The organism is Pantoea sp. GM01, from assembly GCF_000282675.1.
GTDB lineage: Bacteria > Pseudomonadota > Gammaproteobacteria > Enterobacterales > Enterobacteriaceae > Pantoea > Pantoea nemavictus.
Genome location: NZ_AKIU01000051.1, coordinates 54,010 through 77,289 on the forward strand (window position 1 = coordinate 54,010; position 23,280 = coordinate 77,289).

General features: G+C 57.7%; 6 protein-coding genes. 3 read left to right on the forward strand and 3 right to left on the reverse strand.

Annotated features, from left to right (window positions below; genetic code table 11):
- Nucleotides 1-53: 53 nt before the first annotated feature.
- From PMI17_RS15145 to speA, 3 genes are all read right to left on the reverse strand, one after another.
- Complete coding sequence (locus tag PMI17_RS15145) at nt 54-15,176, reverse strand: Ig-like domain-containing protein (protein WP_007890309.1); 15,123 nt, start codon at nt 15,174-15,176, stop codon at nt 54-56.
- A 308-nt stretch (nt 15,177-15,484) separates the two neighbouring features.
- Nucleotides 15,485-16,228 carry an EAL domain-containing protein gene (locus PMI17_RS15155; protein ID WP_238541548.1) on the reverse strand — a complete coding sequence of 248 codons (744 nt, stop codon included), beginning with the start codon at nt 16,226-16,228 and terminating at the stop codon, nt 15,485-15,487.
- Nucleotides 16,229-16,892: 664 nt separating this feature from the next.
- Nucleotides 16,893-18,872, reverse strand: a complete 1,980-nt coding sequence (speA, locus tag PMI17_RS15160) for a biosynthetic arginine decarboxylase (protein WP_007890312.1) — start codon at nt 18,870-18,872, stop codon at nt 16,893-16,895.
- A gap of 777 nt (nt 18,873-19,649) precedes the next feature.
- On the opposite strand from speA, the gene metK reads away from it, so the two are divergent.
- The 3 genes from metK to PMI17_RS15175 all read left to right on the forward strand — a co-directional run bounded on the left by metK (nt 19,650) and on the right by PMI17_RS15175 (nt 23,269).
- Nucleotides 19,650-20,804 (forward strand): methionine adenosyltransferase, encoded by a 1,155-nt coding sequence (gene metK, locus PMI17_RS15165; RefSeq protein WP_007890313.1) that lies wholly within the window; start codon nt 19,650-19,652, stop codon nt 20,802-20,804.
- A gap of 474 nt (nt 20,805-21,278) precedes the next feature.
- Nucleotides 21,279-22,673 (forward strand): sugar porter family MFS transporter, encoded by a 1,395-nt coding sequence (locus tag PMI17_RS15170; protein ID WP_007890314.1) that lies wholly within the window; start codon nt 21,279-21,281, stop codon nt 22,671-22,673.
- 83 nt (nt 22,674-22,756) lie between these two features.
- Nucleotides 22,757-23,269 (forward strand): SprT family zinc-dependent metalloprotease, encoded by a 513-nt coding sequence (locus PMI17_RS15175; protein ID WP_052013360.1) that lies wholly within the window; start codon nt 22,757-22,759, stop codon nt 23,267-23,269.
- Nucleotides 23,270-23,280 lie beyond the last annotated feature (11 nt).

A 23,280-nucleotide genomic window follows, 5' to 3' on the forward strand; every position in this document is an offset into this window, starting at 1 on the left:
AGAGAAAGGGGCACATCCCTGTGCCCTTACTGCATCCCTGCGTCACATAGCCGTTAGACCGTGTGGTTTTGGTGCGGTTGTTGCAGCAGCTCCTCCAGAGAAACGTTCACGCCTTCCAGCGTAATCAGTTGAGTCGCGCTGTAACCCGTACCGGTACCGTCACGGTCAATTGAGAGCACCGTATTGCCATCTGAAGTATGGTCCACTTTCACGAAATCATTAATATTACTTGTGGAATCATTCCAGCCGATAAGCAAGTTACTGACATCAATTTTGTCGCCTTGCGCAACATTGAAGTCGGTCCAGGTATCGTGACCGTTACCGCCGGTGGCATCCGCGCTCGCCAGTAAGTGATACACCAACGTATCTGCGCCGGCACCGCTGGTGATGGTGTCGTCGTAGGCACCGCCGGTCAGCGTGTCAGCCCCCGCTGTGCCTGTGATGGTTGGATGCAGCTCAATGGTGAACGACTGACTGGTGATGGTGCCGTCATTCGCGGCCAGGGTATAACTGAACACCTCTTTGTGGGTGAGCGATTGTCCATCCACGCCGGCATTCAGCGCATAGGTATAGCTACCGTTGGCGGCAATACTCAGCACACCAAAGTCCCCGGCAATCGCCGTGGTACCCACGCTGTGAACCGTGGTGATATCACCGTGTTCATTAGTGATACTCAAGGTTCCCGTATGGCTAGCCGTTGATGAACCGTAGATGCTGCCGCTGGCATCGTGGTCGCCGCTGGTGGTGTCAGCAAACAAGCTGTTAGCTGCCAACAACGAGGTCGCCGACGCACCATTGTGCAAATTCACCGTCAGGCTGGCCGAGGTCAACGCACCGCTCGCATCCCTTACCGAGTAAGTAAAAGTATCCGCCGTTGGCAGGGTATCGATATTAAGACCCGCCTTGAGTGCATAGGTGTAGTTACCGTGTGAATCGATGGTCAGGGTGCCGTAAGTGGTGTTGATCACGGTGTTGCCCGTCGCCGCCACCACGTTGCCCGATACCGCCGTTACCGCCGTGCCATTAGGAATGGTGCCCGCCAGCGAACTGGTGTCGTTGGTCAGCAAGTTACCGGTGACCGTTGCCGCGACTGTCACTGCCAGCGTCGTGATGTCTGACACCGTGCTAATCGTGGAGGTTGGCAGCAGACTGACGTTAACGGTTGAAGCGACGATCACCGCGTAGTTGCCGGTACCCAGATTGTTATAGGTCACGTTGGCACCTTTCAACGTTCCCAGCGACAACACGGCACCGAGGTAGTTAGTGGTGCTGTTAATTAGCAGCCAGGTACCATTAGTTTGCTGCTCATACAGATTCAATGAGTAGTTGGTTAACAAACCCACGCTGCTGATTGAACCGTTCAGCGTTACCGTACGCGTGTCATCCGGCCCCACGTTAAACAGGTAGGCGTTACCATTGGTCAATACGCTGGCTTGCAGCACATTGCCGAGCCCGACCGTAAGCAGCGCGGTGTGCGACACACTGGTCGTGCCATTGTTCAGCGTGCCGGTTTGGGTGGTGTAATCCACTTCGTTGACATCGTTGGCCGCCACGATACGAATCGCGCCGGTCAGCGGGCTGCTGGTGGAGACGTTACCCGCGCGGTCAGTCTGTATCACCGACAGCGAGGCTCCGGTGGTCTGCGCGGTACTCAGGCTAACCGACCAGGTGCCGCCCGTGCCGACGGTCGCCGTGCCGAGGGCGTTGCCGCCCGCATCACGCACGGTGACGATGGCGCCCACCTCACCGCTACCGGTGACGGTGGTACCGGCATCGTTAATCGCCAGACCGCTAACCGCCGCCGGTGGCACCGTATCGACATTGACGGTCACCGCCGTATTGCCGGTACTCACGTTGCCCGCCGCATCAGTTACCGTCACGCTCAGTGGATGCGCACCGTTCGCCAGCGCTGCGGTGGTGTAGGTCCAGGTTCCTCCTGCGCCCACCGTCACGGAACCCAGCGCAGTGGTGCCATCATAGATGGTGACAATCGCCCCCACTTCCGCCGTACCGTTGAGGACCGGCGTGGTATCGCGAGTGTAAGCACCGTTAACCAACGTCACTGGCGTGCTGCCCGCATCGTCGGTGATGGTGAGCGAACTGGCCGCTGGCGCCACCGTGTCAACGCGCAAGGTAGTCGAGGAATTCGGGCTGACGTTGCCCGCCGCATCGGTTGCCGTCACGTTCAGCGTATGCGTGCCGTTGCTCAGCGGAGTAGAGATAAAGCTCCAGCTGCCGTTGCTGCCTACCGTGGTGGTGCCGAGCAGCGTGGTGCCATCGTAAACGCTGATCCTTGCCCCCACTTCGCCGTTACCGGTCAACAGCGGTGTGCTGTCGTTGGTCGCGCCGTTATTCGGGATAGCGATCGCCGTGCTGCCGTTGTTGTTAGCAGCGACAAGGTTGGTTACCGCCGCCGGAGCCACGGTATCGATCGTCACCGAGGCCGCGGTGGTGCCGCTGACGTTACCGGCCGCATCGGTCACCGTGACGCTCAGCGGATGCGTGCCCTGAGCGAGCGTGGCGGTGGTGAAGCTCCAGGTCCCGCCGCTGCCAACGGTCACGGTACCTAACAGCGTGCTGCCATCGAAGATCGACACCCTGCTACCCACTTCTGCCGAACCGCTCAGCGTTGGTGTGGTGTCGTTAGTGGCGCCGCCGCTCGGCACCACGGTGCCGGTAACGTCGTTGGTAATCACCAGCGTTGACGCCGCTGGCGCCACGGTATCGACGATGATAGAGACCGTCGCCGAAGCCGCGCTGGTGTTACCTGCCGCATCCGTTACCGTTACGCTGAGCGGATGGGTGCCGTTACTCAGCGTCGCGGTAGTGAAGGTCCATGCGCCAGTACTGCCCGCCGTCACGGAACCGAGAACGGTGGTGCCATCGTAGACAGTGACAATGGCGTTCGCTTCCGCCGTGCCGCTCAGCGTTGGCGTGGCGTCATCGGTAGAGGCGCCGTTGGCCAGGGGTCCCTGAATCGTCCCGACATCATCGGTGATCACCAGATTGGTGACCGGATTCGGTGCCACGGTGTCAATGCTCAGGGTGGTGGACGTGGTTGGGCTGACGTTGCCCGCCGCATCCGTCGCCGTCACATTCAGCGTATGGGTGCCATTACTCAGCGCAGTGGAGACGAAGCTCCATGTACCGTTGCTGCCCACCGTGGTGGTGCCGAGCAGCGTTGTCCCGTCGTAAACGCTGATCTTCGCACCAATCTCACCCGAACCGGTTAACAGCGGCGTACTGTCGTTGGTCACGCCATTGTTCGGAATGGTCACCGCCGTACTGCCGTTGTTGTTGGCTGCCACCAGATTGGTGACCGCCGCCGGTGGCGTGGTATCGATAATCACCGAGGCCGAGGTGGTGCCGCTAACGTTACCCGCCGCATCCGTTACCGTGACGCTCAGTGGATGCGGGCCGGTGGTCAGTACACCGGTCGTGAAGGTCCAGCTGCCGTCGCTGCCGGCAATCGCCGTACCCAGCGGCGCAGCGCCATCGTAAATCGTGACTCGACTGCCCGCTTCGGCCACGCCGCTCAGCGTTGGCGTGGTGTCGTTGGTGGCACCGCCGCTCGGCACCGTGGTGTTGGTGACGTCGTTAGTGATCACCAGCGTTGATGCCGTCGGTGCTACCGTGTCTACGGTGATGGAGACTGGCGTGGTAGCCGCGCTGGTATTACCCGCGGCATCTTTCACCGTTACGCTGAGCGGATGAACGCCGTTGCTCAGTGTGGCGGTGGTGAAGGTCCAGGCACCGCCGGCTCCAGCAGTCACCGAACCCAGCACCGTGCTGCCGTCATAGATGGTGACAATTGCAATGGCTTCCGCCGTGCCGCTCAACGTTGGCGTGGCATCATCGGTTACCGCGCCATTAGCCAGCGGTCCCTGAATCGTGCCGACGTTATCGTTGATCACCAGGTTAGTCACCGGTGACGGTGCCACGGTATCAATCGTCAGGGCGAACGCGGCGTTCGGGCTGACGTTGCCCGCTGCATCGGTCGCCGTAACGTTAAGGGTGTGTGCTCCGTCCGCCAGGGTTGGCGTAGTGAAGCTCCAGCTGCCGTTGCTGCCTGCGGTGACCGAACCGATAATCGCGGTGCCATCACGGATGATCACCAGACTGCCCGCTTCTGCGCTACCGCTGAGGGCTGGCGTATTGTCGTTGGTGCTGCCACCGGCGTTAATCGCTACCGGCGTGCTGCCGTTGTTATTGGCCGCCGCCAGCCCGGTGATCGCCACCGGCGCTACGGTATCAATATTCACCGTCGCCGCGGTGCTGCCACTGACGTTACCGGCCGCATCGGTCACCGTCACGCTCAGCGCATGCGCGCCCTGGGTCAGGACATCGGTGGTGAAGCTCCATGCCCCGCCGCTTCCTGCCGTCGCGGTGCCCAGCAGCGTTGTGCCATCGTAAACCGAGACGCGGCTGCCCGCTTCCGCCGTACCGCTCAGCGTTGGCGTGCTGTCGTTGGTCGATCCACCATTCGGCACCGTGGTTCCGTTGGTATCGTTGGTGACCAGCAGCGTTGCGTTGGCCGGTGCCACCGTATCCACATTGACCGTGAAGTTGGTCGCGGTGCTGGTGTTGCCCGCCGCGTCGCGCACCGTCACGCTCAATGGATGCGAACCATCACTCAGTGCGGCAGTGGTGAAGCTCCATGCGCCGTTGCTGCCGGCAACCGCAGAACCCAGCACCGTGCTACCTTCCGAGATGATCACCACGTTGCCCGCCGTGGCGGTTCCGCTCAGCGTTGGCGTGTTGTCATCGGTTGAAGCGCCGTTGCTGAGGTTACCGGTAGTGGCACCCACGTTGTCAGAGACCAGCAGATTGGTGACGGGCGTTGGTGCCGCCGTGATCACCGTGAGGCTGATCGAGGCATCTGGGCTAACATTGCCTGCTGCATCGGTCGCCGTCACCGTCAGCGTATGCAGACCATCAGCGAGCGTTGGCGAGGTGAAGCTCCACGCACCGTTGCTGCCTGCAGTGACTGAACCAATCTGGTTGGCGCCATCGAAAATTTTAACGATGCTACCGGCTTCCGCCGTACCGCTCAGCGCTGGCGTATTGTCATTAGTGGTGCCACCAGCGGCAATCGCCACCGGTGAGCTGCCGTTGTTGTTAGCCGCAGCCAGACCGCTGACGGCTGCAGGAGCTGCAGTATCAACGATCACCGTTGCCGTACTGGACGCGACGCTGGTATTCCCTGCTGCATCGGTCACACGCACGGAGAGCGCATGGCTACCGTCACCCAGTACTGCAGTGGTGAAGTTCCAGTCACCGCCCGCACCGGCAGCCACGGAGCCCAGCAGCGTGGTGCCATCGTAAATGGTAATGACGCTGCCGACTTCCGCCGTACCGCTCAGGGTTGGCGTATTGTCGTTGGTCGCGCCGCCATTCGGCACCACCGCACCGGTCTCGTCGTTGTTGACCACCAGCGTTGAGGCGTTTGGCGCAAGGGTATCCACGGTGAGATTCACCGCATCCGAGCGCGGTCCAACGTTACCCGCCGCATCGGTGACGGTGACGCTCAGCGCATGCCCACCCTGGCTGAGGGTTGGCGCGGTGAAGGTCCACTCACCGCTAGCGTTCGCGACCGTAGAGCCAATCACCGTGTTGCCATCATAAACCGTGACAATACCGTTGGCTTCGGCCAGTCCTGCCAGCCGTGGCGTGCTGTCGTTGGTGATACCGTTGTCAGCAATCGGTACTGTGATGCCGTCGTTGTTATTGGCGGCAGACAGATTGGTGGCGGCGAGCGGTACTCCGGTATCGATAGTGAAGTTCACCGTCGGCGATGTCGCTCCCGGATTACCGACTGAATCGACCGTCGTGACATAGATACCGTGCGCACCATCGGCTAGCGTAGGCGTAAAGCTCCACTGCCCAGTGTTGCCAACGGTAACGCTGCCCAGCACGGTAGCGCCATCATGGATGGTGATCACATCCCCTTCCTCAGCGGCACCGGTTAAGACCGGCGTGCTGTCATTACTGTTGGCACCGTTGCTCAACTCAACCGGCGTGGTGCCGTTGTCATCGGTGATCACCAGCGTGCTGGTGGCGGGTGGCAGATCGGCGGCAATGTTCAGCGTAAACGCCGGACTGCTCACCGCGCTGACGTTACCCGCCGCATCGGTTACCGTGAAGGTGAAACTGTGCCCGCCGTTAGAGAGCCCGGTACCCGGCGTATAACTCCAGTTACCGCCAACCGCGTTGACGGTACCCAGCAGCGTGGTGCCATCGTAAATCGAGATTCTACTGCCCGCTTCCGCCGTACCGCTAAAGGTTGGGGTGTTGTCATCGGTGGTGACGCCGTTGGTCAATGGGCCGGTGCTGCCGCCTACGTTGTCGTTTACCGTCAAATCAGCGAGGGTGATCGGATCCGGCACCGACGTATCGATATAGACGGTAATCGGCGTCGCTTCAGGCCCGGTGGTACCCGCCGCGTTAGTGACCGACACGGTGAAGCTATGCTGGCCATCCGACAAGGTCGTGGTTTGGAAGCTCCATGTGCCGTTATCACCCACCGTGGTGGTGCCGAGCAGGGTAGGTCCTTCGTAAACATTGATGGTGGTGCCCGCTACACCGGTACCGCTTATCACTGGGGTGTTGTCGTTGGTATCCCCTTCATTCGCGACCTGCACCGGCGTGGTATTAGCATCGTTATAGACAGCAAAGCTCAGCACTTGCGCTGGCGTTGAGGTGTCCACCGTCAGCGATACCGAGGCATTGGAACTGACGTTACCCGCCGCATCCGTCACGGTGACGTTCAACGTATGCGTGGCATTCGAGAGCGCCGTAGTGGTGATGCTCCACGTACCATTGCTGCCCGCTATCGCCGAACCCACCAGCGTGGTGCCGTCGTAGACTCTGACCACGGCATTGGCTTCCGCCGTGCCGCTGATGGCTGGCGTGCTGTCGTTGGTGATGCCGCCGTCAGCAATCGTGATCGGCGTGCCGCCATTGTTGTTCTGCAGCAGCAGATCGTCAGCCGGCTGCGGTGGCGTAACATCCACCACCACGGTAAAGCTGGCGGAAGGCGCGCTAACATTCCCCACTTCATCGGTCACTGTCGCGGTCAGCGTGTGCGAACCGTCCGTCAACACTGGCGAACTGAAGCTCCAGCTTCCGTCGCCCAGCGCCGTGGTGCTGCCAATCACGACATTACCGTCGTAAATGGTCACCAGACTGCCCGCTTCTGCCGCACCGCTCAGCAGCGGTGTGTTGTCACTGGTGCTCGCGCCGTTAGGCACCAGCACCGGCGCACCGCTGTTGTCATTACTCACCACCAGCGTGGCTGGCGTAGGCACGGTGGTATCAACGGTAAAGTCGATCGCCGTGGAAGCGGGACCCGCGTTACCTGCCGCATCGACAACGGTGGTGGTCAGACTGTGCTCGCCATCATCAAGCTGCGGTGAACTAAAGCTCCACTGCCCGTTGCTACCCACCGAAGCGCTGCCCAGGATTTCAGTGCCATCACGAATTATGATGGTGCTGCCCGCTTCTGCCGTACCGCTCAGGAACGGCGTGTTGTCATTGGTGAAGCCACCGTTGGTGATGGCAACCGGTGAAGTGCCCTCATCGTTGCTGGCGACAACATTCCCCGCGACTGCCGGTGGAGTGGCATCGATCACTACGCCAATGGTGGCAGGTGCGCTGACGTTACCCGCCGCATCACTGGCCGTAACGCTGAAGGAATGCGTACCGTCCGCCAGCGCCGTTTGCGGCGTAAAGCTCCATGTACCGCCCGCTCCCACCGTGGTGGAACCCAGCACGCCATTTTGATCGGCAATGGTAATGATACTGCCCGCCTGGCCCGAACCGCTCAGCACCGGCGTGTTGTCATTGGTGAGGCCGCCGTTCGGGATAGTGACCGGCGTGCCGATATCGTTAGTCAGCGTCAGTCCGATTGCGGCTGGCGGTGCTACGGTATCGACGGTGACGGTAATCGCGCTGCTTGCCGGGCTGGTATTCCCCGCCGCATCGCGCACCGTCACGCTCAGATTATGCGTACCGTCAGTCAGGGTGGGTGAGAAGCTCCAGTCGCCCTGCGCATTGGCGATGGCGCTGCCCAACACCGTGGTGCCATCAGAAACGATAACGATGCTGTTGGCTTCCGCCGTACCGCTCAACAGCGGTGTGCTGTCGTTGGTGGTGCCGTTGTTGGCAATCGGCACCGGCGTGCCGCCGTTGTTATTGTTGAGTTCAAGGCCCGTCGCCGCCACCGGCGCAACGGTATCCACGGTAAAGGCAATCGCGCTGGATGCGGGGCCCACGTTGCCGGCTGGATCGGTGACCGTCGCCGTCAGGCTATGGCCGCCCTCACCCAGCGTTGGCGTGGTGAAACTCCACTGGCCATTACTGCCAACAGTCGCGCTGCCCAGCACCTGCGTGCCATCTCGTACCGTGACGGTGCTGCCCGCTTCGGCGGTGCCGCTGAGCAGCGGCGTGGCATCGTTAGTGGTGCTATTGCCATCAATCGCCACCGGCGTGCTGCCGTTGTTATTACTCAGCTCCAGCGCGTCTGGTGCTGCCGGCGGTGTGGTATCAATGCTGAAGTTCAGCGCCGCCGATGGCGCGCTAACGTTACCGGCGGGATCGGTCACCGTGGTGGTCAGACTATGTGGACCCTCGCCGAGCACCGTCGAAGTGAAGCTCCAGTTGCCGCTGCTGCCTACCACCACCGAACCCAGCACGTTGCTGCCATCAGAGATAGTCACCGTGCTGCCCGCTTCGGCGCTACCGCTCAATACCGGCGTGGTGTCGTTGGTGGAACCGCCTACGGCGATGGGCACCGCGGTGCCGCCTGAATCATTACTCAGCTGCAGGCCGGTGGCTGCCGACGGCGCTTCGGTATCCACGGTAAAGGTGATGGCCGTGGACGGTGCGCTGCTGTTGCCTGCGGCATCGGTGACGGTCGCCGTCAGGCTATGCTCGCCCTGGCTCAGCGCCGGTGTGGTGAAGCTCCAGGCTCCGTCGTTTCCGACAATCACCGTGCCGAGCACGGTAGTGCCATCGCGCACGACCACGATACTGTCCGGATCCGCGTTACCACTCAGCACCGGCGTAGTGTCATTGGTCGCGCCGCCGGAAGCAATTGGCGCTGGCGTGTTGCCCTGATCGTTATTGAGTTCCACGTCAGTGGCTGCTGGCGGTGCTTCGGTATCAATGGTCACCGTCACCGCCGATGATGCCGGGCCGACGTTACCCGCCGTATCGGTCACCGTGGTGGTCAGACTATGTGCACCCGCATCCAGTGGTGTGGTTGGTGTGAAGCTCCATTTGCCATCGGTGCCAACCGTGGTGCTACCCAGCACCGCGCCATTATCACTGACCGTCACCACGCTGCCCGCTTCGGCGCTGCCGCTCAATACTGGCGTGGTGTCGTTGGTGCGGCCACCGGTATCAATCGGTACCGCTATGCCGCTGCTGTCATTGCTGAGTTGCAGATCGGTGGCGGCGGCTGGCGGTGTGGTATCCACGGTAAAGGCGATCGGTGTGGAAGCGCCGCTGCTGTTGCCAGCCGGATCGGTCACGGTGGTGGTCAGGCTGTGCGCGCCCTCACCCAGCGCGGTTGCTGGGGTGAAGCTCCAGCTGCCGTCAGTGTCCGCGGTTGCTGTGCCCAATACGGTTGTGCCATCACGCACCGTGACGGTGCTGCCCGCCTCCGCGGTGCCGCGCAGGATAGGAGTGCTGTCGTTGGTGATGCCGCCAGCAGCGATGGTCGTGCCGCCATCATTGCTCAGCTGTAGCCCGGTTGAGGTGGCCGGTGGCTGCGTATCCACCGTAAAGGCGATCGCCGTAGACGGATCGCTGACGTTGCCCGCCGGGCTAGTCACGGTGGTGGTCAGGCTATGCGCGCCTTCGCTCAGGGCTGGCGTGGTGAAGCTCCAGGTTCCACCGCTGCCCACCGTCACCGTGCCCAATACCGTGGTGCCATCCAGCACCGTGACGGTGCTACCTGCGGCTGCTGTGCCGCTGATCACCGGCGTGGTGTCGTTGGTTGCGCCGCCGGAGGTAATCGGCACTGGCGTGCCGCCATTGTCATTGTTGAGCGCCACGTCGCCTGCTGCCGGTGGCTGCGTGGTATCAATGTTGACGGTGATCGGCGTAGAGGTTGGCCCAACGTTGCCGGCCGGATCGGTGACGGTGGCGGTGAGCGTATGCTCGCCTGCCGCCAGCGGTTGGCTTGGCGTAACGCTCCAGCTGCCATCGCTGCCTACGGTGGCGCTGCCAATAATGTCTGTGCCATCACGTACCGTTACGATGCTGCCCGCTTCGGCCGTACCGCTCAGGGCTGGCGTGGTGTCATTGGTGGTGCCGCCTGCGGCAATCGGTAGCGGCGTCGCACCGTCGTTATTGCTCAGTTGCAGACCCGTAGCCGCGGCTGGCGGTGTGATATCTACCGTGACCACAATCGGCGTTGATGGCGCGCTGGTATTGCCCGCCGGACTGGTTACCGTCGCGGTTAAGCTGTGGTTACCCTCGTTCAGGGCTGGCGTTGTAAAGCTCCACTCGCCACCGCTGCCGACGGTAACGGAGCCCAGCACGGTGCCGCCATCAGAGACGGTAATAGTGCTGCCCTCCGCTGCGGTACCACTCAACACCGGCGTGGCATCATTGGTCGCCGCGCCTGAGTTAATCGGAACTGGCGTGCCGCTGGTGTCGTTGCTGAGCTGCACACCGCCGGGTGCTGGCGGCGTGGTGACATCAAGGGTAAAGGTCAGTGGCGTACTCGCCGCGCCGGTATTGCCCGCCGCATCGGTCACCGTGGTGGTCAGGCTGTGTGCGCCCGGATCCAGCGCGGGTGACGTAAAGCTCCAGTTGCCATCGTTGCCGACGGCCACCGAACCCAGCACGCTAGTGCCGTCGAGAATCGTCACGATGCTGCCCGGTTCAGCGCGCCCGCTGAGTACCGGCGTCAAATCATTGGTGGTGCCACCATCGGCTATCGGCACCAGCGTGCCGCTGCCATCATTGCTGAGCTGCAGATCGCTGGCAACGGCCGGTGCCGTGGTATCGACAATCACGATCACCACCGACGATGCTGGGCCAACGTTGCCCGCCGGATCGGTGACGGTGGTGCTGAGGTTGTGCTGTCCTTCGCTCAGTGGTTCGGTTGGCGTAAAGCTCCAGTTGCCATCGCTGCCGGTAGTCGCCGTCCCCAACTCGGTGGTGCCGTCGCTGACGGTTACGGTGCTACCTGGCTCGGCGGTGCCGCTCAGCGTTGGCGTGGTGTCATTGGTGGTGCCGCCTGCGGCAATCGGCGTGCCGTCATCGTTACTGAACTGTACATTGCCTGCCGCCGCTGGCGGTTGGGTATCGACGGTGACGGTAACCGGCGGTGACGCTGGGCCGATATTGCCCGCCGGATCGGTGACGGTTGAGGTCAGGCTGTGATTACCATCGCTTAGCGGAGGCGTGGTGTAACTCCAGTTGCCATCGTTGCCCACCGTGGTGGTACCGAGCACGGTGGTGCCATCGGAGATGGTGACCGTACCACCGGCTTCACCGGTTCCGCTCAGCGTTGGCGCATTGTCGTTAGTGCTGCTGCCGGCAGGAATCGGATCGCCTGCATCATTGGTCAGCGCCACATCCGCTGGCGCGGTTGGCACCACGGTATCAATGGTGATGTTGATGGTCGGCGTATCGGTTTCAACACCGGTTGTTGGATTGGTGGCCGTGGCGTGGAACGCGTAGTTGCCATCAGCCAACGCCGCTGGCGTGAAGTTCCACTGCCCATCGGTGCCCGCCACCACGCTGCCAATAATCGTGGTGCCGTTGTACAGGGTGATGAGATCGCCCTCGCTTGCCTGGCCACTCAAAATCGGCGTGGTGTCATTGGTGCTGGAATTGTTTGGCAGTTCCACCAGCGTGCTGCCGCTGTCGTCGCTGACAATCAGCAAGCTGTTGGTGGCCGGTACGCCAGCATCGACATTGAGTGTAAATACCGGCGAAGAGGGACTGACATTACCCGCCGCATCGGTCACCGTGGTGGTCAGGCTATGCTGGCCATTGGTCAGCGCGGCATCTGGCGTGAAGCTCCAGCTGCCGTTGCTGCCAACCGTCGCTGAGCCGAGCAGCGTGGTGCCGTCATAGACGCGCACCACCGCTCCCGCTTCGGCTGTGCCGCTCAGGGTTGGCGTGCTGTCATCGGTAATGGTGCCGGAGGTTAACGGGCCGGTGCTGCTGCCAACGTTATCCGTGACGACCAATCCGCTGGTCGCCGCTGGCGCCACGGTATCAACACTAAAGGCGATCGGTGCCGTGGCCGGGCTGACGTTGCCCGCCGCATCGGTCACCGTGGTGGTCAGGCTGTGATTGCCTTCCGCCAGCGTTGGCGTGGTGAAACTCCAGTTGCCATCGCTGCCCACCGTCACGGTTCCCAGCACGGTGGTGCCATCCAGAATCGTGACGGTACTGCCCGCTTCCGCGCTGCCGCTCAACACCGGCGTTGCATCATTGATGGCGTTGCCGGAGGTGACGGGCTGCGTAATGCTGCCGGCATCATTGGTGAGTGCTACCCCGCTCGCCGCATCCGGCACCACGGTATCAACGGTGATGTTGATGGTGCCGGAATCGGTCACGTTGCCGCTGGTATCCGTGGCCACCGCGTGGAAGGCGTAAGTGCCGTCGGCCAGAGCCGCTGGCGTGAAGCTCCACTGGCCATCCGCACCGGCGACGGTGCTGCCCAGCAGCGTGGTGCCATTGTACAACTCAACGACCGCATTGGCCGCAGCCAGCCCGCTGAGGGTTGGCGTGGTGTCCTGCGTGCTGGAACCCTCAGGCAGCACTTTCAGCGTGCTGCCGCTGTCATCGGTGATCTCCAGCGTACTGGTGGTTGGCGGCACGCCCGCATTGACGGTGAATTCAACATCGGGGGAGGCCGGGCTGACGTTGCCCGCCGCGTCGGTCAGCGTGACACTCAGCGAATGGCTACCGTTACTCAGGGTTGGCGTGGTAAAGCTCCAGCTGCCATTGGTGCCCACGGTAACGCTGCCAATCAGCGTGGTGCCGTCATAAATTTTGACGATGGCATTCGCCTCACCGTTACCGGTTAAGGTCGGGGTGTTGTCATCGGTGGTACCGCCTGCGGTGATAGGGCCGGTGGTGCTGCCGACGTTATCGCTGATCACCACATTGCTGGCAACTGTTGGCGCCTGGGTATCAACCGTGAAGGTGATTGGGCTGGAAGCCGGACCAACGTTACCCGCCGCATCGGTCACGGTAGTGGTGAGGCTGTGGTTGCCTTCGGTCAGCGTCGGCGAGGTGAAGCTCCATGTGCCATTGCTGCCGACAGTTGCCGTGCCCAGCACGGTGCTGCCATCGCGCACCGTCACTGTGCTGCCCGGTTCGGCGGTGCCGCTGAGCACCGGCGTGGTGGTATTGGTGGCGCCACCGGAAGCGATCGGTTGCAGCGTGCTGCCATCGTTATCGCTCAGCTGTATGTCGCCAGCCGCCGCTGGGGCGACGGTATCGATAGTGATGGAAATTGTCGGCGTTTGCGTCACGTTGCCGCCGGTATCAGTCACCGAGGCGTGAAGAGCATAAGAACCATCAGCCAAAGTGCCTGGAGTAAAGGTCCACTGACCATCACTGCCCGCCACCACGCTACCCAGCACGGTTGTACCGTTGTACAGCGTGATAAGCGCCCCGGCGGTGGCGAGGCCACTCAGCGTTGGCGTGTTGTCGTGGGTGCTGGCACCGTTGCTAAGCTGCACCAGCGTGCTACCGGTATCATCGGTGATTTCAAATGAGGTGGTGGCTGGCGGAATACCGGCCTGAACATTGACTTCATATGCAGGCGACGCGGGACTGACGTTACCGGCGGCATCAGTCAAGGTAACCGTTAAGCTGTGGCTACCGTTGCTCAAGGTTGGCGTGGTGAAACTCCAGCTGCCATTTGCTCCCACCACCGCCGTGCCGAGCAGGGTTTGCCCGTCATAAACGCTCACCACTGCGCCTGCTTCACCGCGCCCACTCAGGGTTGGCGTATTGTCATCGGTGGAGGAGCCGTTTGGCACATTGCCTGAGTTATTGCCGGAGTTATCACTCAGTGACAGCTCCGTAGCAGCGGCAGGCGCCTGGGTATCCACGGTAAAGGTGATGGTGGTCGGCGTGCTGGAATTACCCGCCGCATCGGTGGCAGTGATGCTTAGCGTATGGCTACCCTGGCTCAGCGCTGGGCTGGTAAAGCTCCATGCGCCATTGCTACCGACGGTAACGCTGCCTAGCACCGTATTGCCATCGCGAATGGTGATGATGCTGCCCGCTTCTGCGGTACCGCTCAGCTGTGGCGTGGTGTCATTGGTAGCACCGCCGTTGGTGATCGGCTGCGCAGTAGAGCCGCTGTTGTTCACCACGGTCAAACCCGCCACGGCATCCGGCGCTACGGTATCAACGGTGAAACCTACGGGATTTGACGCCGCGCTGGTATTGCCAGCGGCATCGGTTGCGGTCACGCTCAGGCTATGCTGGCCATCCGTCAGCGTAGGCGTGGTGAAGCTCCAGCTACCATCGGCACCTGCGGTCACTGAGCCGATCAGCGTATTGCCGTCATAGATGCGGATGATGGCACCCGCTTCTGCGGTTCCGCTTAACGTTGGCGTGTTGTCGTCGGTTATGCCACCTGCACTGATCGTGCCCTGATAGGGGCCAACGGCGTCCGTAACCACCACATCGCTCACTACGGCTGGTGGTGTGGTGTCGGGATCGGTCGGGTTAGTGGGATTGCCACCGTTATCTCCAGGTGAGGCATTTCCGCCACCGCCGCCAGAGCCAGCAAACAGCGCGCCGATACCGGCCAGCGCTGCACCACCGATACCGAAGGCGGCAATGGTGCCGTCATTGGTGGTGTTTTCCGCTAACAGACCTTCGGTGCTGTCGATAGAGACATACTGGAAACCTTCTGTACCGGGATCTTCCACCCACCACATCGCGCCGCGATCGTCCTGCAGGACCAGATCGCTATCGCCATTCGGGCTATAAAAACCATGAATAACAACCACTTCACCAGACTTTGTGGTGACAACTAAATCATTACCATTGCGTGTGAAAGACTTAATATCAGACTGATTAAGATGCAGCTTCACTACACTAGGAGCGGTTAAATTAACTTGATTTCCACTCAGCTCAGAAGCAATGGTCCCACCTTTGGGGGTTACTGAGATATTATTCATGTTATTGAGATCCCGCGCAGTTCTATAAAAATGCCCGGCATCCGCGGACACCGGCTTTTACAGTGAATAATCAGTGAGATTATTCACTTCTTCTCTGGAGCGACCTCATACAGGCTAATGATGAAATCGCGTTGAGTTTTGTTAAGCCGCCATCCTGATAACGCATTGGTTTTATTTCTTAAAATCACCACGGGAAAAATAGTTTTATTCTCAATCGGCCAGGCAGTAATTACGTGAAACGCGTGCAGCCCAGGCTTTGACATATTTTTCTTCCCCGAGGGATGAAACCAACCCAACTAACATCAGGATTACGCTATAAAATCATTGAGATAGATGCTCTGCCAGAAATAGCCCTGCATGCCATAAATTGCTTTACGCGACAGCAGGTCGACCTGTTGTTGATTTTCAACGCCCTCAACAATCACGCCGTTACATAATTCGTTGAGGTGGTCGAGCAGAATGTCAAAGGTGCGACCGTCGCCAAATTGCCAAAAAAAATCTTTGTCAATCTTGACGATTTCAAATATTCCGCTATCGAGCATGTTCAGGTTGGAATAACCCGGACCAAAGTCATCGAGCCATAAAGGGGCGGGCGTCACTTTCGCGACACCTTTTAACAGCAGCAGATCGGCGCTATTAAAGCGCGCGGTGAAGAATGCGGATATTTCCAGACGCAGCAGCGTCAGTTGAGCCAGTTTTTCTTGTATTTCATCATCTTTAAAGATGCTGGCTACGATATCTCTATCAACATTCACACTGACAATCTGATCAAACCCTTTCTGGTATAGCTGAATAAGTTTTTCGATCTGGTGGAGGAATAACTGCCATTTAATGTCAGCAGAAAGCTGACTGAAGAACCCTGCATCCCTGTTGGGGTTACGCTTATTATTGATATCTGCGTCATCGGCAAAACGCGTTAACAATTCCCTGGCAATCACCTGACCGGATAAAGCGTAAACCGGCTCCAACATGAAGATAAACTTCGGTTGATTGCTCATTTCATGGTCCTTACTGCAACTGCCTGATAGCGCTAAACTGTCAGGATTTCTCATGTAAGAAGTAAGGGAAACATTGATAAAACTTAATGCCTTAACTGAAGGTTAACGTACAACTTACACTTTGAAAAATAGATTTCAGTAAACAGTGCTGACAACTTCAATCGTTTAAACCAATCAATAACGTAAGTAAATTTCTCTAAAGTTCATAAAAAATTCGGATTATTCCTAGAAAAATTTAAGTTAGTACCAGTCTTGACAGATCATAAAACAACGAAGTATTTGAAATAAAACAAAAATAATTAAATCAATATGGGTTTATTTATATTTTTATCCTTAAATGCGAATTCATTCATTTTAAATCAATGATTCCAAAAGGTGCCAAAAAACTATAATTACAATGGTTACTATTCAACCCTTAATGTTTAAATTTTTATTATACATCCCAATCAATACATAACAGATTGGCTGTCAGATGATTGATGAATCAGTACTTACTGCAGGGTTATTATTGATAATAGCGATGCCAGCCGGCGGGCTTTCTTAGCAAAAATAAGAAGATAGAGAAAAATCTATTAATGACGTTTTTTGGGTGGGTGGTTATAAATAGGTCAAGAGTGATCATCTTCACAGATTAATTAAATAAGTGGCGATGAAAAAGAAAAAAGGCAGGAATGGTTAAAACCGGGCCTCTGGCGAAGCCCGGTTAATGAGCAGTTAATTACTCATCTTCAAGATAAGTATAACCGTACAGGCCGCTTTCAAATTCTGACAGGAACTGCGCACGCAGCTCTTCATCAATATCGGTCTGCTGTGTGACCTGATCGCGGAACAGCGTCATCAGATCGTTCGGATTCAGCTGCACATACTCCAGCATATCCGCCACGGTATCGCCCTCATCGGACAGCTGCACTTCAACGCTGCCATCCGGGAATGCAAACACATCCACCGCTTCGGTATCACCGAACAGGTTATGCATATTGCCGAGGATCTCCTGATAGGCACCGACCATAAAGAAGCCGAGCATCGGTGGATTATCGATGTCGTACTCTGGCATCGGCATGGTGGTGGCAATACCGTCGCCATCAACGTAGTGATCGATGGTGCCATCGGAGTCACAGGTGATATCCAGCAACACCGCGCGACGCTTAGGCATTTTGTTCAGCCCTTCCAGCGGCAGCACCGGGAACAGCTGATCGATACCCCACGCATCCGGCATCGACTGGAACAGCGAGAAGTTGACGTAAATCTTATCCGCCATCCGCTCCTGCAGCTCATCAATGATCGGACGGTGCGCACGGTTGCTGGGATCGAGATGCTGCTGAATATAGTGGCAGATGCTCAGATAGAGCTGCTCCGCCCAGGCGCGCTGACCGAGATCGTAAGTACCTGATGAATAACCGGTATGGATATCGAACAGATCCATCTGGCTATCGTGCAGCCATTCACGCAGCGAACGACGCACATCGGGTTCATGCATCTCTTGCCACGTATCCCACAGGCTCTGGATCGGACGCGGTGAATCGGTATCCGGTGCCACTGGCGTGCTGAATTCGTTACGTTCCACACCAATGATATTGGACACCAGCACCGTATGGTGCGCGGTTACCGCACGCCCCGATTCAGTGATCACCGTTGGGTGCTCAAGACCGTTCTCTTCACAGGCGTCGCCAATCGCCCAAATCACGTTATTCGCGTACTCGTTCAGGCCATAGTTGACCGAGCAATCGGACTGCGAACGCGTACCTTCATAGTCGACGCCCAAACCGCCGCCGACGTCGAAGCATTTGATGTTAACGCCCAGCTTCGCCAGCTCAACATAGAAGCGCGCCGACTCACGCACGCCGGTGGCGATGTCGCGGATGTTGGACATCTGTGAGCCGAGATGGAAGTGCAGCAACTGCAGGCTATCGAGACGACCGGCCTTGCGCATGATGTCGACCAGCTGCAACACCTGCGACGCTGCCAGACCAAACTTGGATTTTTCGCCACCGCTCGACTGCCACTTGCCTGAACCCTGCGAGGCCAGACGCGCACGAATACCGAGACGCGGCACCACGCTCAACCGCTCAGCTTCTTCCAGCACCAGGCGCACTTCGGTCATCTTCTCAATCACCAAATAAACTTTGTGACCGAGCTTCTCACCAATCAGCGCCAGACGAATATATTCACGGTCTTTATAGCCGTTACAGACGATCACCGAGCGGGTTTTACCGGCATGGGCCAGTACCGCCATCAGTTCCGCTTTCGAACCGGCTTCTAAGCCTAACGGCTCGCCGGAGTTGACCAGCGACTCAATCACACGCTTATGCTGGTTAACCTTGATCGGGTAAACCAGGAAGTAATCGCCTTTATAGCCGTAGGACTCACGCGCACGTTTGAAGGCGGCGTTAATCGAACGCAGACGATGCTGGAGAATCTGCGGGAAGCAGAACAGTGCAGGCAGACGCTGACCGTCGGCTTCGCGCTCTTTAACCAGTTTTGCCAGGTCAACGCGCACTTCCGGCTGATCCGGATCGGGACACACGCTGATGTGCCCCAGTTCGTTGACGTCGTAATAGTTATTTCCCCACCAGGCAATATTGTAGGTACGCAGCATTCTGCTCGCTTCCTGATCGTTCATTGCCACCTCCTGCATGGAGCGGAGTGAACCCTGTTCGCCAGCTGACGAACCCTTGATATTCTTCATGTCGTCAGACATCGCGAACCTCAATTTTCCGTTGAAATATGAAATCGTTACCGCGTTTTGTCATGGTAACGCCAGGTGAAAATTGTCCCATCCTGCTTACTGCCCCTTTAAGGTTGCATGACTCTAAGTGTAAAACACCGCACCGAAGTCGGTGAAATCAGGGCAATAGCCGGAGATTTGCACGTTCATTAGCGAGTGAAACGCAGTAATAGATGTAGGGATAATTTAACCGATGCTCGTGTCGGGATAATGAACAGAACGTCGACAGGATAAAAGAACAGATGTGGAATGGGAAAGGAGAGCCAGCGCGCCGACACAGCGCAGTGAACCAATGAGAGAGAAAGAGTGGTTCATTACTTTAATCACCTCCATCGCCGGCTAACAGCCTGCGAGAAACGGCTTGGGTGAAAGTCAGAATAAATGACATCTGACGGCGCGACGCACAGTGACGTCATCCTTTACGCTGAAACAGCAGCGGCGTTTTATACAGCCACACGGGTTAAATTGCAAAATCTTTGTCAGGTAACTGCGTGCGGTGTCAGGAAATTATTCCACTTGCGATGTTGCGGAAAATGCGGGAACGGAAAAAGCACTGGAAAAGTGCTCACTGAGTAACCTAGAATAGCCGTCCAGATGGTTTTCCATCTAAACTGATTAACATCCAGGCGGTGTCTGTCTGGCGCATTAAAACTTCTTACTGCTCGTGGCTTTGCCTGAAGGGGCGTTAAGTCGATTTCATCATTAACGCTATGCAGTCGTATTCAAACCATTGTTAAGGTAAAGAACAGAATGGCTAAACACCTTTTTACATCTGAGTCCGTATCAGAAGGACATCCTGATAAAATCGCTGACCAAATTTCCGATGCCGTGCTGGATGCCATCCTGGAACAGGATCCCAAAGCACGCGTGGCCTGCGAAACGTACGTTAAGACCGGTATGGTGCTGGTTGGCGGTGAAATCACCACCAGCGCATGGGTTGATATTGAAGAGATCACCCGTAATACCGTACGTGAAATCGGTTATGTCCATTCCGATATGGGCTTTGATGCGAACTCTTGCGCGGTACTGAGCGCGATTGGTAAGCAATCGCCAGACATCAACCAGGGCGTTGACCGTACCGATCCGCTGGAGCAAGGCGCCGGTGACCAGGGCCTGATGTTCGGTTATGCCAGCAACGAAACCGATGTGCTGATGCCAGCGCCGGTAACCTATGCGCACCGTTTGGTGCAGCGTCAGGCTGAAGTGCGTAAAAGCGGTTCACTGCCATGGCTGCGTCCGGATGCGAAAAGCCAGATCACCTTCCAGTACGATGACGGCAAAATTGTCGGTATCGATGCGGTTGTGCTGTCAACGCAGCATGCTGAAGAGGTGACCACCGCCGATCTGCGCGAAGCCGTGATGGAAGAGATCATCAAGCCGGTTCTGCCGACGGAGTGGATCAACGCCAGCACCAAATATCACATCAACCCAACCGGCCGCTTTGTTATCGGTGGTCCAATGGGTGACTGCGGTCTGACCGGTCGTAAAATCATCGTGGATACCTACGGCGGCATGGCGCGTCACGGTGGCGGCGCGTTCTCGGGCAAAGACCCTTCAAAAGTTGACCGTTCTGCCGCTTACGCTGCACGTTATGTGGCGAAGAACATCGTTGCAGCTGGCCTCGCTGACCGTTGCGAAATTCAGGTTTCCTACGCGATTGGCGTGGCTGAGCCAACCTCCATCATGGTTGAAACCTTCGGCACTGAGAAAGTCTCAACCGAGCAGCTGACGCTGCTGGTGCGCGAGTTCTTCGACCTGCGTCCATATGGCCTGATTCAGATGATGGATCTGCTGAAACCGATCTATAAAGAGACCGCAGCATACGGTCACTTTGGCCGTGAGCACTTCCCGTGGGAGCAGACCGATAAAGCGGCTCAACTGCGTGAAGCGGCGGGCTTGAAGTAATCGCGTCCTCTGCGGGCTGATGCCCTCACCTTGGCCCTCTCCCACAGGAGAGAGAAACGCTGCAAGATGTATGACTGAAATGAGCTCGCTTAGGCGGGCTTTTTTTATGCCTTTTAATCGTCAGGCGCATTTTTCTATGCCGTCTACACTTCTTACGCTGTGTTTACAACATAGTGATAACGATTACATTTTGAAATCCTTTAACAATCGGCAATTTAGAGATTTTTCAGCGTAGTTATTACTGTGAAAATGCGTTATTTTCAGCGTCGTCTGATAGCCGGTATTTAGTGCAATGTCAGAAACTTAAAGGGTGCTATACCTTACTGGTTACGTAACTATTTCGGGCGGAAAATGCTGGATTGCAGGGTTTCAGCGTGTGTAACCGATTACACTGATGTGATCGCTCTCACTTTTTTCCGCCGACAGGTTTCATAACATTGATAACAACAACGATGGATAAACTTTGGAGGCATCATGCCTGGTAATAATCACAAAAGCAGAACATCAAATAAGGTCATGACCTTGTTTGTCTGCTTTTTAGCGGCCCTGGCCGGCTTGCTGTTTGGATTGGATATCGGTGTTATCGCCGGTGCTCTGCCTTTCATCGCGAAAGATTTTAACGTCACCGCACATCAGCAGGAATGGATCGTCAGCTCGATGATGTTTGGTGCGGCGGTGGGTGCTGTGGGTAGCGGCTGGATGTCATCGCGTCTGGGCCGTAAAAAAAGCCTGATGGCCGGTGCCATTCTGTTCGTCATTGGTTCGCTGTGGTCTGCGGGTGCAACCAGCCCGGACATGCTGATCGCTGCGCGCGTGGTGCTGGGTCTGGCCGTAGGTGTCGCGTCTTATACCGCTCCGCTCTATCTCTCTGAAATCGCGCCAGAGAAGATTCGCGGCAGTATGATTTCGCTCTACCAGCTGATGATCACCATCGGTATTCTGGCCGCTTATCTCTCTGATACCGCCTTCGCCGACGCCGGCGCATGGCGCTGGATGCTGGGCATCATCACCATTCCTGCCGTGTTGCTGCTGATTGGCGTGTTCTTCCTGCCGAACAGCCCACGCTGGCTGGCCGCGAAGGGGGATTTCCGCAGTGCGGAACGCGTGTTATCGCGTCTTCGTGATACCAGCGAACAAGCAAAACGTGAACTGGATGAGATTCGTGAAAGCCTGAAGATCAAACAGTCTGGCTGGCAGCTGTTCCAGAGCAACAGTAACTTCCGCCGCGCGGTGTTCCTCGGCGTGCTGTTGCAGGTGATGCAGCAGTTCACCGGTATGAACGTCATCATGTACTACGCGCCGAAAATCTTCGAAATCGCTGGCTTTGCCAACACTACGCAGCAAATGTGGGGCACGGTGATTGTGGGTCTGGTGAACGTGCTGGCTACCTTTATCGCTATTGGTCTGGTGGATCGCTGGGGCCGTAAACCAACGCTGCTGCTGGGCTTCCTGGTGATGGCCGTTGGTATGGGCGTGTTGGGTACAATGTTGCACATCGGCATCCACTCGCCAGAAGCGCAGTACTTCGCGGTCGCGATGCTGCTGATGTTTATCATTGGTTTTGCGATGTCTGCCGGTCCGCTGATTTGGGTGCTGTGTTCAGAAATCCAGCCGCTAAAAGGCCGCGATTTTGGTATCACGGTTTCCACCGCGACCAACTGGATTGCCAACATGATTGTCGGCGCCACCTTCCTGACCATGCTGAATACGCTGGGCAACGCGCCAACCTTCTGGGTGTACGCCGGTCTGAACGTGTTCTTCATTCTGCTGACGCTGACGCTGATTCCAGAGACCAAAAACGTCTCGCTGGAACACATCGAACGCAATCTGATGTCAGGCAAAAAACTGCGCGATATCGGTCAGAAGTAATCCCGATAAGCGAATTCAAGGGCTGCCTGCTGGCGGCCCTTTTTTGTTTGATTCAACTGTCGCAACCTTTTATTCTGCCCCACATGAAAACACCGCGCCTTCCCATCGCCTTACAACAAGCCGTCATGCGCTCGCTGCGCCATTTTTTACAGCTGGCCAACGAGAAGCTGGAGCGCCGCTTTGATGAGCCCTCGCTGATCTACCAGCAGCGCGGCACGGCGGCGGGCACCGCATGGCTGGAAAAGTGGGAAATCCGTATCAATCCGGTGCTGCTGTTGGAAAATCAGCAGGCATTTGTTGATGAAGTGGTGCCGCACGAACTGGCGCATCTGCTGGTATGGAAAACCTTTGGCCGCGTGCCACCGCACGGCAAAGAGTGGAAATGGATGATGGAGAGCGTGCTCGGCGTGCCGGCGCGTCGCACCCACCAGTTTGAAATCGACTCAGTGCGCAGCAATACGTTCCCCTATCGCTGCCGCTGTCAGCAGCACCAGCTGACTGTGCGTCGCCATAACCGCGTGCTGCGCGGCGAAAGCGAGTATCGTTGCGTACACTGCAAATCTCTGCTGCAGCCCGGTGAGTTTTTAGCAACATAGTTCAGCAACAT